The organism is Streptomyces sp. NPDC060035 (assembly GCF_042736635.1).
In the GTDB taxonomy this organism is placed as follows: Bacteria; Actinomycetota; Actinomycetes; order Streptomycetales; family Streptomycetaceae; genus Streptomyces.
In genome coordinates this window covers 84,600-100,208 of the sequence record NZ_JBHWVO010000014.1, presented here as the reverse complement: position 1 = coordinate 100,208, position 15,609 = coordinate 84,600, and the positions used below count along the sequence as shown (strand labels likewise).

Annotated in this window: 17 protein-coding genes; 8 read left to right on the top strand and 9 right to left on the bottom strand. The window is 70.0% G+C overall.

Translation table 11 applies throughout. The annotated features are described in order from the left end of the window. Positions 1-45 precede the first annotated feature (45 nt). Both ACFWBQ_RS22515 and ACFWBQ_RS22510 read left to right on the top strand, forming a co-directional pair. Positions 46-717, top strand: coding sequence for a DUF1707 domain-containing protein (locus ACFWBQ_RS22515; RefSeq protein ID WP_385491814.1), 672 nt, complete (start codon positions 46-48; stop codon positions 715-717). A 158-nt stretch (positions 718-875) separates the two neighbouring features. Further along, positions 876-1,244, top strand: coding sequence for a WhiB family transcriptional regulator (locus tag ACFWBQ_RS22510; protein ID WP_385491811.1), 369 nt, complete (start codon positions 876-878; stop codon positions 1,242-1,244). A 66-nt stretch (positions 1,245-1,310) separates the two neighbouring features. Here ACFWBQ_RS22510 and glpX read toward each other — a convergent pair whose 3' ends face one another. After that, positions 1,311-2,342 carry a class II fructose-bisphosphatase gene (gene glpX / locus ACFWBQ_RS22505; RefSeq protein WP_385491808.1) on the bottom strand — a complete coding sequence of 344 codons (1,032 nt, stop codon included), beginning with the start codon at positions 2,340-2,342 and terminating at the stop codon, positions 1,311-1,313. A 144-nt stretch (positions 2,343-2,486) separates the two neighbouring features. Here glpX and ACFWBQ_RS22500 point away from each other — a divergent pair, with 144 nt between their 5' ends. Then, positions 2,487-3,008, top strand: a complete 522-nt coding sequence (locus ACFWBQ_RS22500) for a DUF4245 domain-containing protein (protein ID WP_385491805.1) — start codon at positions 2,487-2,489, stop codon at positions 3,006-3,008. A 71-nt stretch (positions 3,009-3,079) separates the two neighbouring features. Here ACFWBQ_RS22500 and ACFWBQ_RS22495 read toward each other — a convergent pair whose 3' ends face one another. From ACFWBQ_RS22495 to ACFWBQ_RS22480, 4 genes are all read right to left on the bottom strand, one after another. Further along, the gene (locus ACFWBQ_RS22495; protein ID WP_385491802.1) at positions 3,080-3,670 is read right to left on the bottom strand and encodes a malonic semialdehyde reductase; all 591 of its coding nucleotides are present in this window, start codon (positions 3,668-3,670) and stop codon (positions 3,080-3,082) included. 151 nt (positions 3,671-3,821) lie between these two features. Beyond that, the gene (locus ACFWBQ_RS22490) at positions 3,822-4,076 is read right to left on the bottom strand and encodes an exodeoxyribonuclease VII small subunit (protein ID WP_385491799.1); all 255 of its coding nucleotides are present in this window, start codon (positions 4,074-4,076) and stop codon (positions 3,822-3,824) included. A gap of 50 nt (positions 4,077-4,126) precedes the next feature. Beyond that, a complete protein-coding gene (gene xseA / locus ACFWBQ_RS22485; protein WP_385491796.1) occupies positions 4,127-5,338 on the bottom strand; it encodes an exodeoxyribonuclease VII large subunit in 1,212 nt (403 codons plus the stop codon). Positions 5,339-5,399: 61 nt separating this feature from the next. Beyond that, entirely contained in the window at positions 5,400-6,740 is a 1,341-nt protein-coding gene (locus ACFWBQ_RS22480; RefSeq protein WP_385491793.1) for an APC family permease, read from the bottom strand. Positions 6,741-6,827: 87 nt separating this feature from the next. Here ACFWBQ_RS22480 and ACFWBQ_RS22475 point away from each other — a divergent pair, with 87 nt between their 5' ends. Together ACFWBQ_RS22475 and ppgK are read left to right on the top strand one after the other, a co-directional pair. Continuing rightward, the gene (locus ACFWBQ_RS22475; RefSeq protein ID WP_385491790.1) at positions 6,828-7,817 is read left to right on the top strand and encodes a 4-hydroxy-3-methylbut-2-enyl diphosphate reductase; all 990 of its coding nucleotides are present in this window, start codon (positions 6,828-6,830) and stop codon (positions 7,815-7,817) included. Positions 7,818-7,889: 72 nt separating this feature from the next. Next, positions 7,890-8,627 (top strand): polyphosphate--glucose phosphotransferase, encoded by a 738-nt coding sequence (gene ppgK, locus ACFWBQ_RS22470; protein WP_385491787.1) that lies wholly within the window; start codon positions 7,890-7,892, stop codon positions 8,625-8,627. Between the two features lie 7 nt (positions 8,628-8,634). Here ppgK and ACFWBQ_RS22465 read toward each other — a convergent pair whose 3' ends face one another. Further along, entirely contained in the window at positions 8,635-9,240 is a 606-nt protein-coding gene (locus tag ACFWBQ_RS22465) for a DUF6542 domain-containing protein (protein WP_385491784.1), read from the bottom strand. A gap of 310 nt (positions 9,241-9,550) precedes the next feature. On the opposite strand from ACFWBQ_RS22465, the gene ychF reads away from it, so the two are divergent. Next, positions 9,551-10,639: a redox-regulated ATPase YchF gene (ychF, locus tag ACFWBQ_RS22460; RefSeq protein WP_385491781.1), complete on the top strand. Its 1,089-nt coding sequence runs from the start codon at positions 9,551-9,553 to the stop codon at positions 10,637-10,639. A 163-nt stretch (positions 10,640-10,802) separates the two neighbouring features. Here ychF and ACFWBQ_RS22455 read toward each other — a convergent pair whose 3' ends face one another. From ACFWBQ_RS22455 to ACFWBQ_RS22445, 3 genes are all read right to left on the bottom strand, one after another. Further along, the gene (locus ACFWBQ_RS22455; RefSeq protein ID WP_385491778.1) at positions 10,803-11,222 is read right to left on the bottom strand and encodes an AMP-binding protein; all 420 of its coding nucleotides are present in this window, start codon (positions 11,220-11,222) and stop codon (positions 10,803-10,805) included. A gap of 140 nt (positions 11,223-11,362) precedes the next feature. Then, positions 11,363-12,586 (bottom strand): helix-turn-helix domain-containing protein, encoded by a 1,224-nt coding sequence (locus ACFWBQ_RS22450; protein ID WP_385491775.1) that lies wholly within the window; start codon positions 12,584-12,586, stop codon positions 11,363-11,365. A gap of 117 nt (positions 12,587-12,703) precedes the next feature. Further along, positions 12,704-12,847: a hypothetical protein gene (locus ACFWBQ_RS22445; protein WP_385491772.1), complete on the bottom strand. Its 144-nt coding sequence runs from the start codon at positions 12,845-12,847 to the stop codon at positions 12,704-12,706. Positions 12,848-13,044: 197 nt separating this feature from the next. On the opposite strand from ACFWBQ_RS22445, the gene ACFWBQ_RS22440 reads away from it, so the two are divergent. Together ACFWBQ_RS22440 and ACFWBQ_RS22435 are read left to right on the top strand one after the other, a co-directional pair. Next, positions 13,045-14,238, top strand: a complete 1,194-nt coding sequence (locus ACFWBQ_RS22440) for an NADP-dependent malic enzyme (protein WP_385491769.1) — start codon at positions 13,045-13,047, stop codon at positions 14,236-14,238. A 48-nt stretch (positions 14,239-14,286) separates the two neighbouring features. Continuing rightward, the gene (locus tag ACFWBQ_RS22435; protein ID WP_385491766.1) at positions 14,287-15,573 is read left to right on the top strand and encodes an adenylosuccinate synthase; all 1,287 of its coding nucleotides are present in this window, start codon (positions 14,287-14,289) and stop codon (positions 15,571-15,573) included. Positions 15,574-15,609: the final 36 nt, after the last annotated feature.

Genomic DNA, 15,609 nt, shown 5'->3' with positions numbered 1-15,609 from the left:
CCGGCCTACTGGTCGCGATCTATCGCGTTTGGGTAGGCTGGTTCGGTGGACCTCGAAAAGCAGCCTCAGCAGCCCGTCGCTCCGGCCGGTCCCGCGCCCGCCGGTATCCGTGCATCCGATGCGGACCGTGACCGGATCGCGGACATCCTGCGGGAGGCCATGGCCGAGGGCCGGCTGACCGTCGAGGAGCACGCCGAGCGGGTCGACCTGGTCTACCGTGCCAAGACCGTGGGCGAACTCGAGCCGTTGGTCCAGGACTTGCCCGCCGGCGGGGCCGCAGGCCGGCCGGCCGCGTCGCCGTACGGCTACGGTCCCGAAGAGCCGAGCGGACCCGCCGAGAATCTGGTGGCTGTCTTCAGCAGCTCCACCAGGAAGGGCCGTTGGCGTGTCGGCGGCCGCACGAACGCCTTCTCCCTCTTCGGCAGTGTCGAGATCGATCTGACCGAAGCTCTTTTCGGCCAGCGTCTGACGGTCATCAATGCGACGTCCATCTTCGGCAGTGTCGAGATCAGAGTGCCCGAGAACATCTCGCTGCGCGGCAGCGGTACAGGCATTTTCGGCAATTTCGAAGTCGACACACTGGAATCGACAGACCCGGAAGCCCCGGTGGTCGTAGTCAACGGCTATTCCGTCTTCGGGAACGTCGAGGCAAAGCCCAAGCGTGGCAAGCTCATTGCCAACCTCCACGACCAGTTGCGCAAACACCTCGGCCGCTGAGACCGGCTGGGCCGGAACGGCTCGTATTCCGGCCAAAAGGCGAGTGAGTGCAAGGGGGCGGGCCTGACGCCGGGGCCACTCAGTGCATAGGCGCGCGTACAGCGGGTAGGGAGTGCTGCATCGTCTCTCGCTCGCGAAGCCGTCGTCAGGAGTAGACCGTGCTGCAACTGCCGCATCAGCCCCTGCAGGTCGCCGCCGTGCCGTCCCAGCGCAGCCCTGCGCGGGAGGACCAGGCGGGTCCCTGGCATTCGGAGGCGGTGTGCCGCCGGGACGAAGCCGGGCTGTTCTTCGCCCCGTCGAAGGAGCCGACTGCTGCCCGGCTGTCCCGGGAGGAGGCCGCGAAGCAGGTCTGCGCCCGGTGCCCTGTGATGGTGGACTGCCGCGAACACGCGCTGATACAGCCCGAGCCCTACGGGGTGTGGGGCGGCCTCACGGCCGCCGAGCGCCGCGTAGTGCTCGCCCGGCGGCGCAGGCGCGACATCGAGCTGAAGACGGCGGCCCCGACGGAGCACCTCGCAGCCGGCTGAGACCTGCGGGCAGGGGTGAGGGGGGCTGCCCATCGGCAGCCCCCCCTCACCCCTGCCCGCACGGTCCTACTTGGCGCGGTCGAAGTCGATCGCGCTGTAGGCGCGCAGCTTCGAGAGCCGGTGCGTCGAGTCGATCCTCCGGATCGTGCCCGACTTGGAGCGCATCACCAGGGACTCCGTGGTCGCCGTCTCCGCGCGGTACCGCACACCGCGCAGCAGTTCACCGTCCGTGATCCCGGTGGCGACGAAGAACACGTTGTCCCCGCTGACGAGGTCGTCCGTCGACAGCACCCGGTCCAGGTCGTGCCCGGCGTCCAGCGCGCGCTGCCGCTCGGCCTCGTCCTTGGGCCAGAGCTTTCCCTGGATGACGCCGCCGAGGCACTTTATGGCGCAGGCCGAGATGATGCCCTCGGGAGTGCCGCCGATGCCCATGAGCAGGTCGACGCCGGTTCCTTCGCGGGCGGCCATGATGGAGCCGGCCACATCGCCGTCGGAGATGAACTTGATCCGGGCGCCCGTCTCCCGGATCTCCTTGACGATGCCCTCGTGCCGGGGGCGGTCCAGGATGACGACGGTGACGTCCTCGGGAGTGGAGTTCTTGGCCTTCGCGACGCGTCGGATGTTCACCGACACGGGCGCGTTGATGTCCACGAAGTCGGCGGCCTCGGGGCCGGTCACCAGCTTGTCCATGTAGAAGACGGCGGACGGGTCGAACATGGTGCCGCGGTCGGCGGCGGCCAGCACGGCGATCGCGTTCGGCATGCCCTTGGCATTGAGCGTGGTGCCGTCGATCGGGTCGACGGCGATGTCGACCTCGGCGCCGGTGCCGTCGCCGACCCGCTCGCCGTTGAACAGCATGGGGGCCTCGTCCTTCTCGCCCTCACCGATGACGACGATGCCGTTCATCGACACGGTGGAGACGAGGGTTCGCATGGCCTTCACAGCGGCGCCGTCGGCGCCGATCTTGTCGCCGCGGCCGACCCAGCGCCCGGCGGCCATGGCGGCGGCCTCGGTGACCCGGACCAGCTCCAGGGCCAGGTTGCGGTCGGGGGCCTCCGGAGAGACCTCGAGCTGGGACGGCAGATGATGCTCGGACATCGGAGCGCACCTTTCTGTACGACGACGACCGGAAAAGAGGGTGCTGCGACTCTATCGGTAGGTCGATAAAATGAGCAGGGCGGGTCACGTATGAGCGGACGCCCCGTGGCCGGGCGCGCGGAAGCCCATGCCACCATTGAGTCCGTGGCAAGCAAGCGAGGCAAGCAGACCGTCCGGGACATGTTCCTGTCGATGATGGTCATCACCGCACTGGCGGGCGGCATCTACATTTTCGTCCCGCACGACGACAAGGCCGATCCGGTCCGGGCCGTGGACTACCGGGTCGAGCTCGCGACGGCGAGGCGCGCGGCGCCGTACCCGGTGGCGGCCCCGGCCGGGCTGTCGAAGGAGTGGAAGCCGACCTCCGTCTCGTACGAGGGGCAGGCGGGCGCCGGCTGGCACCTGGGCTTCCTCGACCCGGACGGCAAGTACGTCGCGGTGGAGCAGTCCACGTCCCCGGCGAAGAAGTACGTCCCCGAGGTCAGCCAGGACGCCAGGAACACCGGGCGTACGCACGAGGTGGCCGGTGAAGCGTGGCAGCACTGGGAGGGCCCGAAGTACGACGCCCTCGTACTGCACGCCGAGGGCGTGACCACGGTGGTCACGGGCTCGGCCTCGACGGAGCGGCTGACGGAGATGGCCGCGGCACTGAAGACGACTTCCTGACGACGTTCGTACCTACGTCGAAGACCCCCGCGGCGCCGTGCGCTGCGGGGGTCTTCGGTGTCGATGGCGCCTCAGACGGTCGTGACGACCTCGTCGTAGGACAGGCGCGGCAGCCGCGGGAGGGAGGCGCCCTCGCCCGGCTTGCCGATGTTGACGACCATGACCACCTGGTGGTCGGCGTCGAGGAACTCCTTCTCGATGCCCGCGGCGTCGAAGCCCGTCATCGGGCCGGCGGCCAGTCCGGCGGCGCGGACGCCGACGATGAAGTAGGCGGCCTGCAGTGCGGCGTTGAGCGCGGCGGACCGCTCGCGGACCGGACGCTCGGAGAAGAACACGTCCTTGGCCTGCGGGAAGTGCGGCAGGAGCGCCGGGAGCTCCTCGTGGAACTCGTTGTCCGCGACGAGGATCGCGACCAGCGGTGCGGCGGCGGTCTTCGGCTGGTTGCCCTCGGCCATGTGCTTGACGAGTCGCTCGCGGCCCTCGGCCGAGCGGACCAGGACGACGCGCAGCGGCGACTGGTTGAAGGCGGTGGGGCCGAACTTGACCAGGTCGTAGATCGCCTGGACCTGCTCCTCGGTCACCGGCTCGTCGGTGAACGTGTTGGCGGTGCGGGCCTCGCGGAAGAGGAGATCCTGGGCGGCGGGGTCAAGGACGAGGGACATCTGGGGGGTACCTTCCGGACGGCTACGGGGTCACGCAAAGCGATGGGATCACCGTAACCGAGGGATTGATTAACATTCAACTAAATCGAGCCCGGGGTGATCGACCGCACAGTGCGTAGCCGCGGCGCAGGTGCATCCGGCGCCGTCGACCTCAGTCCGTGCCGGCGCCCTCCGCAGGCTCCTCCGGGCCGGCCAGCGCCGCGTCCAGCCGGGCACGCGCACCCTCGAGCCAGCGCCGGCACACCTTCGCCAGCTCCTCGCCGCGCTCCCACAGGGCCAGCGACTCCTCCAGCGTCGTGCCGCCCGCCTCCAGGCGGCGCACGACCTCGATCAGCTCGTCCCGCGCCTGCTCGTACCCGAGCGTGCCGGTCGCCGCGGCGGCGGTCGTCGTCCCGTCGTCCATCATGCGTTCACCCTATGCGTGAGCTGTGACATCAGGGGCCGGCCTCCGGCCCGTCACTCGGCCACCCGCACCGTGAACTCGCCCTCCGACACCCGCGCCCGCAGCTCCTCGCCCGGCGCCCCGGCGTCCGAAGGAGAGCGCACCACATGTCCGTCCGGCCGCTGCAAGACCGCGTAACCCCGCTCCAGCGTCGCCGCGGGCGACAGTGCGACCACCCGCGCCCGGGTGTGCGCAAGCTCCGAGTCGGCACGGTCCAGCAGATGGCCCAGCACCCGGCGGCTCCGACCGGCCAGCGCGTCGATCTCCGCCGCCCGCTCGTCGACCATCCGCTGCGGACGCTCCATGGCGGACCGGCCCAGCGCGTGTGCCAGCCCCCGCTCCTCCCGGTCGAGCAGTCCCCGCACGGTCCTCAGCGCCCGGTCCCGGAGCTGCTGCACCCGGTCGAGCTCCTCGCCCACGTCCGGAACGACCTTCTTGGCCGCGTCCGTCGGCGTCGACGCCCGCAGATCCGCCACCAGATCGAGCAGGGGGGAGTCCGGCTCGTGCCCGATGGCCGACACCACCGGTGTGCGGCACGCGGCCACCGCACGGATGAGCTGTTCGTCGGAGAACGGCAGGAGGTCCTCCACGCTGCCGCCGCCGCGCGCGACGACGATCACGTCGACCTCGGCCAGCCCGTCGAGCTCCTGCACCGCCTGGACGACCTGATTCACCGCGTGCACTCCCTGCACCGCGGTGTTGCGCACCTCGAAGCGCACCGCGGGCCAGCGGCGCCGGGCATTCTCCAGGACATCGCGCTCGGCCGCCGAGGCCCTCCCGCAGACCAGGCCGATCAGCTGCGGCAGGAACGGCAGGGGTTTCTTGCGGTCCAGCGCGAAAAGACCCTCGGCGGCCAGCGACTTCTTCAGCTGCTCCAGCCGCACCAGCAGCTCGCCGATGCCCACCGGCCGTATCTCCGTGGCCCGCAGGGACAGCTGCCCGCGGGGCGCGTACCACTCGGGCTTGGCGAGGACGACGACCCGCGCGCCCTCCGTCACCACATCGGCGATCCGGTCGAACACCTGGCGGAAGCACGTCACGCTCACCGAGATGTCGTGCGAAGGATCGCGCAGCGTCAGGAAGACGACGCCGGCGCCCGGCCGCCGCGACAGCTGGGTGATCTGCCCCTCGACCCAGACCGCACCGAGCCGGTCGATCCACCCCCCGATGAGCCGTGACACGTCGCCGACGGGCAGCGGAGCTTCCGGGGACGTAGTGAGAGCCATACGGCGAGCGTATCGGCCGGGACGGACATCGATACGGGGAACCCGGCCCGGTTCCCGCTCCTCAGGCCGTCCGCCGCCCCCACTGCGCCCCGAGCACCACCAGGCCGATGCCCAGCCAGCACAGCCCCACCAGCCGGGCGCTCGCCGTCGCCTCCAGGATGACCGCGATCAGCACCCCGGCGCCCACCACAGGGAACAGCACATGACGCCACCAGTTCGGCGGTCCCTCCATCCGTCGTACGGCGAACCAGCCCACCACCGACGCGTGCAGCAGCACGAACGCCGTGAGCGCGCCCACGTTCACGACCGACACCAGATGGTCGAGCCCGTCGTCGCGCCGGGCCGCCCACACCGCCGCCACCAGCGTCACGATCGCGGTGCCCGCGATCGCGACGCGCGGCACCCCGGACCCGCCGTCGACCCGGGCGAGGAACGACGGCAGACGGTGCTCCCGGGCCATGGCGAACACCAGCCGCCCGGCCGCCGCCTGCCCGGCCAGCGCGGCGAAGGCCGCCCCGATCGCCTTGCTCACGGCCACCAGGTCGTGCAGCCACGTCCCGACCGAGGCATCCACCGCGTCGTAGAACGCCGACCCCTGCTTCACCGGGTCCGCCGCCAGTTCCGCCGAGGTCACCGGTTGCAGCAGCGCCGCCAGATACGACTGGACCACGAACAGCACCCCGGCGAGGACGAGACAGAACAGCACCGCACGCGCCACCTTCGCCGAGCCGCCCGTCACCTCCTCCGCGAACGAGGCGATCGCGTCGAAGCCCAGGTACGAGAGCACCGCGACGGACACCGCCCCCAGCACCGCCGTCATCGAGAAACCGGAGTCCCCGGTGAGCGGGGTCAGCCAGCCGCGCTGTGCCCCGTCCCTGGCCAGCACCACCACCGCCGACACCACGAACACCAGCAGCACCACGATCTCCATGGCGAGCACCGCGAAGCCCACCCGGGCCGCCGCGCGTACGCCCCACAGGTTGAGCAGCGTGGTCACGACCACCGCGATCGCCGTCCACACCCACCGCGACACCTCCGGGACCAGCGCGTTCATCGCGATCCCGGAGAAGAGATAGGCGACCGCCGGAATGAGCAGGTAGTCGAGCATCGCCATCCAGCCCGCGATGAAACCCGGCCCCTCCCCGAGCCCCTTGCGGGCGTACGCGAAGACCGAACCCGCCAGCGGGGCGACGGCCACCATCTGGGCGTAACTGAAGGCGGTGAAGGCCATCACGACGGTCGCCACGAGATAGACCAGCGCGACAGCGCCGTCGGACTTCGCGTCGAGCGTGCCGAACACGCCGACCGGGGCCATGGGAGCGATGAACAGCAGTCCGTAGACCACCAGGTCCCGGAAGCCGAGCGTGCGCCGCAGCCTTCCGTCCACGCTGCTGCCCGCCATGAGACCTCCGTCGCTCGCCAGCCCCGCCGCACAGGGCTTCAGTCTCCCGACCCCGCCGATCCCGCGCCTGTTCGGTACGGCCTTACGATGGGACGCATGACTGCTACTCCTGCCCGCCGTGTCCTTCTCGCCGCGCCCCGTGGCTACTGCGCGGGCGTGGACCGTGCCGTGATCGCCGTCGAGAAGGCCCTGGAGCAGTACGGGGCCCCGATCTACGTCCGTCACGAGATCGTGCACAACAAGTACGTCGTGCAGACCCTGGAGAAGAAGGGCGCGATCTTCGTCGACGTCACCGCCGAGGTCCCCGAGGGCTCCATCGTGATGTTCTCGGCCCACGGCGTCGCGCCGACCGTCCACGCGGAAGCCGCCGAGCGCAAGCTCGCCACCATCGACGCGACCTGCCCGCTCGTCACCAAGGTCCACAAGGAAGCCGTCCGCTTCGCCAAGGAGGACTACGACATCCTCCTGATCGGCCACGAGGGCCACGAGGAAGTCATCGGTACGAGCGGTGAGGCTCCCGACCACATCACGCTGGTCGACGGCCCCGAGGACGTCGCCCACGTCTCCGTACGCGACGATTCGAAGGTCGTCTGGCTCTCCCAGACCACGCTCTCGGTCGACGAGACCATGGAGACGGTGGACGCACTCAAGGAGAAGTTCCCGAAGCTGATCTCCCCGCCCAGCGACGACATCTGCTACGCCACGCAGAACCGTCAGATCGCGGTGAAGAAGCTGGCCGAGGACGCCGAGCTGGTCATCGTCGTCGGCTCCAAGAACTCGTCCAACTCGATCCGCATGGTCGAGGTCGCCCTGGACGCGGGCGCGCCCGCCGCGCACCTGGTGGACTTCGCCGACGAGATCGACGAGACCTGGCTGGAAGGCGTCAGCACGGTCGGACTCACCTCGGGTGCCTCGGTCCCCGACGTCCTGGTCGACGGAGTGCTGGAGTGGCTGGCCGAGCGGGGTTACGGCGACGTGGAGACGGTGAAGACCGCGGACGAGTCGATCACCTTCTCGCTGCCCAAGGAGCTCCGCCGGGACCTGCGCGCCGAGGCGGCGGCACTCTCCGCCGAGTAACCGGCACGTCCCCGTGGCGCGGATCCCCTCCCCGGGGAGTGATCCGCGCCACCTGCCCGTACCGTGGATTCCATGAAGATCTTCGGTGTGGACATCGGCGGGTCAGGGATCAAGGGCGCTCCCGTGGACCTGGACCGCGGAGAGCTGGCGCAGGAGCGTCACAAGGTACTGACACCGCATCCGGCCACGCCCGACAGCGTGGCCGACGGTGTGGCCGAGGTCGTCGGCCACTTCGACTGGCAGGGCCCGGTCGGCATCACGTTCCCCGGAGTGGTCACCGGCGGCATCACCCGCACCGCGGCCAATGTCGACAAGGCCTGGATCGACACGGACGCCCGTGCGCTGCTCAGCGACCGGATCGGCCGGCCCGTCACGATCCTCAACGACGCCGACGCGGCCGGCCTCGCCGAGATGACCTTCGGTGCGGGGCGGGGCCGCAAGGGGACGGTGATCATGCTGACCCTGGGCACGGGGATCGGCAGCGCGGTCTTCACCGGCGGACAGCTGGTCCCCAACACCGAGCTCGGCCACCTGGAGCTGCACGGGCACGACGCGGAGAAGCGCGCCTCCACGAAGGCCAAGGAGGACGAGGACCTGAGCTGGCAGCACTGGGCGCACCGGGTGCAGAAGTACCTGGTTCACGTGGAGATGCTGTTCTCGCCCGAGCTCTTCATCATCGGCGGGGGAGTCAGCCGCAAGGCGGAGAAGTTCCTGCCCCTCATCGAACACGTACGCGCCGAGATGGTTCCGGCCGAGCTGCAGAACAACGCGGGCATAGTGGGCGCGGCCATGGCGGCCGCAGGCAACTGACCCTGGGCTACGAGCGGGGGCGGCGTGCACCCTGGCCGGTCCTTCCCAGGTGCCGCTGCCGCTCCCGCATGTGCCGGATCTTTCGTACGGTCGCGATGATCCCGGCGATGAGCGTGCCGCCGTACAGCCAGCCGGCATGGACGGCGAGCGCGGTGACCACGGCCATCGTCTGCCCGCCGAAGCCGCCCGTGCCTCCGGCGACCGGGATCACGCCGACGGCGAAGGCGATGGGCACACTGATCGGCGCGGTGACCAGGTCGGCAGGCCGCACCCAGAGCGCCGTCAGCGCGCTGACGGGCAGGAACAGCACCCCGTACACGACCTCCGAGCTGCCGAGGAGCAACCGGTCCAGGCAGGCCAGCAGGAACATGGCCAGGGCCGCGAAGAGCCCGGCGCCGATGCCGGTCAGCCGGGGGTTGGGGAACCTGCGCAGCGCGAGCACCACGGGTGCGACGGTGCGGGACCGGGGTCCCGGCCCCGGTGCGACTGCCACCCCCACGCCGCCGGCCGGCACCGGATAGGCGGCTGCGGCCTCGCCGAGGCCGCCCGGCGGGGGCAGCGGGGCCTGCCGGGACTGCCTGCGCTGCGGGGTACGTGTCCTGTGCTGCTCCACCTGGACAACCTAGGTCGCTGTGCGGGTTCTTTCGGGCGTTGGACACGCGCTTTGGCCGACCTTGGCCCTGCGTTCGATGCCACACGGCCGAAACGGGCCCCGTCCGGCTGCACGCCGCCCGCCCGTCCGGCCGCACACCGCCCGCCCCGTCCGGCTGCACGCCGCCCGCCCGTCCGGCCGCACACCGCCCGCCCCGGACCCGTGACCGGCCGCCGCGCCCCGCCCGTAAACTGGAGAATCGGTCCACACCGGGCCCGCCCCGCACAGCCCCTCAGCTCACTCCTCATCCTCACTTCAGGAAGTCGCCAAAGTGTCGCTCACGATCGGAATCGTCGGCCTGCCGAATGTCGGCAAGTCGACCCTGTTCAACGCCCTGACCAAGAACGACGTGCTGGCGGCCAACTACCCGTTCGCCACCATCGAGCCGAACGTCGGCGTCGTGGGTGTACCCGACCCGCGCCTGAACACGCTCGCCAAGATCTTCGGCTCGCAGAAGCTGCTCCCCGCCACCGTCGACTTCGTCGACATCGCGGGCATCGTGCGCGGCGCGAGCGAGGGCGAGGGCCTGGGCAACAAGTTCCTCGCGAACATCCGCGAGTCCGATGCGATCTGCCAGGTCATCCGTGCCTTCAAGGACGAGAACGTCGTCCACGTCGACGGCAAGGTCTCGCCCAAGGACGACATCGAGACGATCAACACCGAGCTGATCCTGGCCGACCTCCAGTCCGTCGAGAAGGCCGTCCCGCGCCTGACGAAGGAGGCCCGCCTCCAGAAGGAGAAGGTCGCCGTCCTCGCCGCGGTCGAGGAGGCCCAGAAGATCCTGGAGGCGGGCGACACCCTCTTCTCCAGGGGCATCACCGCCGGCACGGAGAAGGGCCGCCTGCTCCACGAGCTGCACCTGCTCACCACGAAGCCGTTCCTGTACGTCTTCAACGTCGACGAGGACGAGCTGGTCGACGAGGACTTCAAGAACGAGCAGCGCGCCCTGGTGGCCCCGGCCGAGGCCATCTTCCTCAACGCCAAGATCGAGTCCGAGCTGATCGAGCTCGACGACGACGAGGCCCTCGAGCTCCTCCAGTCCATGGGCCAGGAAGAGCCCGGCCTGGCCACCCTCGGCCGCGTCGGCTTCGACACGCTGGGCCTGCAGACCTACCTCACGGCAGGTCCGAAGGAGACCCGCGCCTGGACGATCAAGAAGGGCGCGACGGCCCCCGAGGCGGCCGGTGTGATCCACACCGACTTCCAGAAGGGCTTCATCAAGGCGGAGATCATCTCCTTCGGCGACCTGGTCGAGACGGGCTCGGTCGCCGAGGCCCGGGCCAAGGGCAAGGCCCGCATGGAGGGCAAGGAGTACGTGATGCAGGACGGCGACGTGGTGGAGTTCCGCTTCAACGTGTAACGGTGATCGGCGGCTCTGAGGAGAGTCCAGATCAGAGCGAGAAATACCAGGTCAGGGGTCAGATCGAGAGGTCTGGCCCCTTCTTGTTCTCTCTCCCTGATTCCGGCCTTGCCCGTGGCAGCGCTCCACGTCCTCCTCGACGAAGAGGTTGGACAACGCCTGGTCAGGAAGACGGTGTCGACCGCTGCCTGTGTGACCAGGGTGCGCAGTCCGCCGGGCAGCAGGTGGTCGTCACCGGTGACCGCAGGTGAACCCCGGTGGTGAGAGCTCCCCACGCCTCGGGCGAGAAGGCGTCCCAGGAGACAGACCGGAGCGACCTGGGCGACGACCCGGCCGGGGCCCACCATGGGGTGAGCTCGCCGAAAAGGCGGGTGGTCGTCCGGTGCGGTGACACGACGGCCTTGGGGGTGCCGGACGTTCCCGAGGTGAAGAACACGGTGGCGGGAGCGTCTCCGTCGGCCTCGGGCCAGGCTTGGCCGACGGGCAGGCAGTGTCCCGGGTGACGACGACGGGAGGCTGCATCGCTTCGGTGACAGCGCGAATGCGGCCGGCCGGCGCCGGTCCACCGCCGCGTACGCGGCACGGCACTTCAGGCACCGCACTTCAGGCACCACCACACTTCAGGCACCGCACTTCAGTACACCGAGCAGCGCCGCTACGAGCTGCGCGGATCCGGTAAGCACCACCGGTACGAAACAGCCGGGCCCGACGCCACGGTGTTGGTCACTTCGGTAGCGCGGTCCACTCGGCGACCGCGCGCCACACTTCTGCTGCCAGGTCGGGCATGCCCGCCTGCTGAACGCTCTCGGCCAGGCTGCGCAGCCTGGACAGGGCGCTGACGTCCCCGGCGTGTGCGTCGAGCAGTCCGCGCAGCACCTCCAGCCGGATGCGGTCACGGTAGGAGAGCAGGTGCAGACCTTCCTCCGCCCGGCCGCAGAATGCGCGCGCCTCGGCCATCGCGCCCTGCTGGAAGGCAAGGCGGGCCCGCAGGAACAGATACTCCTGACAATGCCGCGGGGTGCCGGCCAGACCGAGCGCGGGTTCGACGGCCTGCAAGTGCCGGTCGGCCTCCCCGAGCTGAGGAGGGGCGGCCTGCAGCGCGAGCGAGGCCGCCGCGAGCCGCAGCCGCATCCACAGCGTGAAGTCGTCGCGGCTGTCGAGGGCGGCCAGCGCCTGCTGGAGCAGCGAAGCGGCCTGTTCGTACTGGCCGAGCCGGGTGTGAACGGTCGCCGTGACCCAGAACGCCTCCGTGGCGAGCGGGCCCTCGTTCGCGGGGAGCGACGCGCATACCTCGCCGCTTTGTCGGGCAGCCTCCGCAAGGTTGCCGAGTTCGGCCTCCACGGAGGCCAGCAGGAGCTTGCTGCGCAGCAGGTTGGCAACGGGCACGTGGAGGTGGTGACGTTCGCTCAGGGCGAGAGCCTCCTGTACGCGCTCACGGGCCAGCTCGGCGTCGCCGAGGTTACGGACGCACCGGGCGAACCAGATCCGCGAGTGGACCCTGAGCACCGGACGCTCCATGGCGTCGCTGAGGCGGCACACTTCGTGCAGGACGGCGCGCTCCTCCTCGTACTCCCCGACCGCCTCGTGCAACCGCGCAAGCTGGGCGAGCGCCTGCCAGCGGAGCTGCGGGTCGGCGTCGGGGGACTCGGCGAGCGCGCCCTGCAGCATGGACCGCATCTCGGCCTCCCCCTCCTTGCCGAAGGACGTGAGGCTCATGGCCACGACGTCCCCGAGCTCGGATTCGGGGGGCATATCGAACGCGTCGGTCGGCTGCCCGAGCCGGACGGCGAGGTACTCGACGGCTCGCCGGGTGGGCGGGCGGGCACCGGACTCCAGCCTGGAGAGGTACGCGGCGGACATCCCCGGACCGGTGAGATCCGTCTGCGACTTCCCCTGCTGACGCCTCAGCTGGCGCAGGCGTCGGCCGAATTCGGGCTGCTCCTGCATCCGCTGCCACCTCGCGAGAACGTTGTCATCATGCTGCCAGGGCTGCTTCCCTGACAATCATTGCCCAAACGTGGCAATGGGACTCTACCAGGGTTGGCAGCCTGCTCCCTCGCGGCACTAGGGCCAGTCGATGTTGTCCAGGTAGGCGCCGGCGGAGACGCCGGTGGAGGCGACGGTGCCCGCGTCACCGAGCTGGACGGCCGTCAAGGCCAGGAGAACCGAAAGGCCGAGACCGGCCACCATGCGCAGAATTGTCTTCACTTACCTGATCTCTCTGTCTTGCTTGCATCTTGGCGGTGCAAGGCCGACCGTAATCGCCGGTCAGGCCATTGGCAAGGCTTGACAAGATTCGGCAAGTTTACCTAGGTTCAGCGACGACGCGATGGGGTCGCCGGCTCGATTCGCACGCCCGGCATCGGCGCGGCCACAACGAACCCGGCACAACGAAGAGAGTGACCATGACGACCGAGCTGTCCCACTCCCCTCAACGGGAGGACCTGGTGGAAGACCCGGTCTTCGCCTACCACCGGGCCGGAAAGATGGAAATCGCCGCCACGGTGCCGCTGCGCGGCGCCGAGGACCTCTCCCTCGCCTACACCCCCGGGGTGGCAAGGGTGTGCTCCGCGATAGCCGAGGACCCGCAGCTGGCGTACGAGTACACCTGGAAGTCTTCCTCGGTCGCCGTGGTCACCGACGGCACTGCCGTGCTCGGCCTGGGCGACATCGGCCCGGAGGCCTCGCTGCCCGTGATGGAGGGCAAGGCGATCCTTTTCAAGCAGCTGGCCGGGGTCGACGCCGTACCGATCGCGCTGGACTGCACCGACCCGGACGAGATCGTCGAGACCGTTGCGCGGCTCGCCCCCTCCTTCGGCGGTATCAATCTGGAGGACATCTCCGCCCCCCGCTGCTTCGAGATCGAGCGCAGGCTCCAGGAGCGCCTGGACATCCCGGTCTTTCACGACGACCAGCACGGTACTGCCGTCGTCACGCTCGCCGCCCTGTGGAACGCCGCCCGCGTGACCGGGCGTGAGCTCGCCGACCTGCGCGCCGTGGTGGCAGGCGCCGGCGCCTCCGGTGTCGCCGTGGCTCGCATCCTGCTCGACGCGGGCATTCGCGACATCGTTGTCTGCGACAGCAAGGGCGTCGTCCACGAGGGCCGCGAAGACCTCAACCCCGCCAAGCAGGCCCTGGCGCGCGATACCAACCGCGGCGGCTGCACCGGCACCATCGCGGACGCGATGAACGGCGCCGATGTGTTCATCGGCCTCTCGGGCAGCCCGATGGCCGAGGAGCCCTTCGCGACCATGGCTCCCGACGCCATCGTCTTCGCGCTCTCCAATCCGGACCCGGAGATCCTCCCGGACGCCGCACGCCGCTACGCGGCCGTCGTCGGCACCGGCCGTTCGGACTTTCCCAACCAGATCAACAACGTCCTCGCCTTCCCCGGCATCTTCGCCGGAGCGCTCCAGGTACGGGCCACCCGCATCACCGAGTCCATGAAGCTGGCCGCGGCCCGCGCCCTGGCCGACGTGGTCGCCGGCGAACTGACGCCCGAGCGGGTCCTGCCCGACTCCTTCGACGCACGCGTGGTGCCCGCCGTCACCCAGGCGGTCGCGACCGCCGCCCGCGACAGCGGCGTGGCCCGCGGCTGATCCGTGCCCGCAGGACCACAGAACCCGCATACCTAGGAACGAGAACACATGACCCTGCACGCGGTCGTCGGCATCAACTGGGGCGACGAAGGAAAGGGCCGGATGATCGACTACCTGGCCCGTGACGCGGACCTGGTGGTCAGATATCAGGGCGGCAACAACGCCGGCCACACCGTCATCAACGACCTGGGCACCTTCAAGCTCAGGCTGGTCCCATCCGGGATCTTCAACCCCGGCACGGTCAACGTGATCGGCCCCGGCACTGTCCTCGACCTGGAGTCCCTCGACGAGGAACTGGTCCAGCTGCGCGAGAGCGGGATCGACACCTCCGGGCTGCTGGTCTCCGACCGGGCCACGGTCTGCTTCCCCTTCCACCGGGACCAGGACGGCCTGGAGGAGGACCGGCTCGCCGACCAGCCCTTCGGTTCCACCCGGCGCGGCATCGCCCCCGTCTACGGCGACCGCTACCTCAAGAAGGCCCTCCAGCTCGGCGAGCTCTTCGACGAGGAGCGGCTACGCCGCAGGCTCGCGCCCGTCGTCGAGTGGAAGAACCTTGCGCACGGCGCGCTCTACCCCGACGCCCCGCCGATCTCTCTCGACGACATGGTCACGTGGGGACTCGAGTACGCCGGACGGCTGCGCCCTTACGTCCGCGACGTCAGCCTCGAGCTCCAGCGCGCCCAGGAGGCGGGCAAGCACATCATGTGCGAGGCCCAGCTCGGTGCGCTGCGCGACATCCTGTACGGGATCTACCCCTACACCACCTCCTCCACCACCCTGGCCGGCTACGCACCGGTCGGCTCCGGTCTGCCCGGTACCCCGCTCAGCCGGGTGACCGGTGTGCTGAAGGCCTTCTCCACCTGTGTCGGCGAAGGCCCCTTCGTGACCGAGGAGCACGGTGAGTGGGCCGACGCGCTGCGCACCACGTCCGGCGAGTACGGCGTGAACACCGGACGCCCCCGCAGGATCGGTCACTTCGATGCCGTGGCCTCCCGCTACGGAGTGCTCCTGCAGGGCGCGGACGAGCTGGCGTTCACCAAGCTGGACAGCCTCAGCGGCCTGCCCGAACTGCGGATCTGCACGGCGTACGAGATCGACGGGGTGCCGGTGACCGGCTTCCCCATGACGCATCTCCTCGGCAGTGCCCGCCCGGTGTACGAGACCGCGCGCGGCTGGGACGAGGACATCACCGCGGTGCGGGACTTCGACCGGCTGCCTCCGGCCGCGGCCGCCTACGTGCTGCGCGTGGAGGAGCTCGTCGGCGCGCGTATCCGGTACGTCTCGGTCGGCCCTGAGCGCGAGCAGCTCATCGACCGCGGTCCGCAGGGCCACTGAGCACTCCTCCCGACAGCCACCACGAAAGGCCCGGCC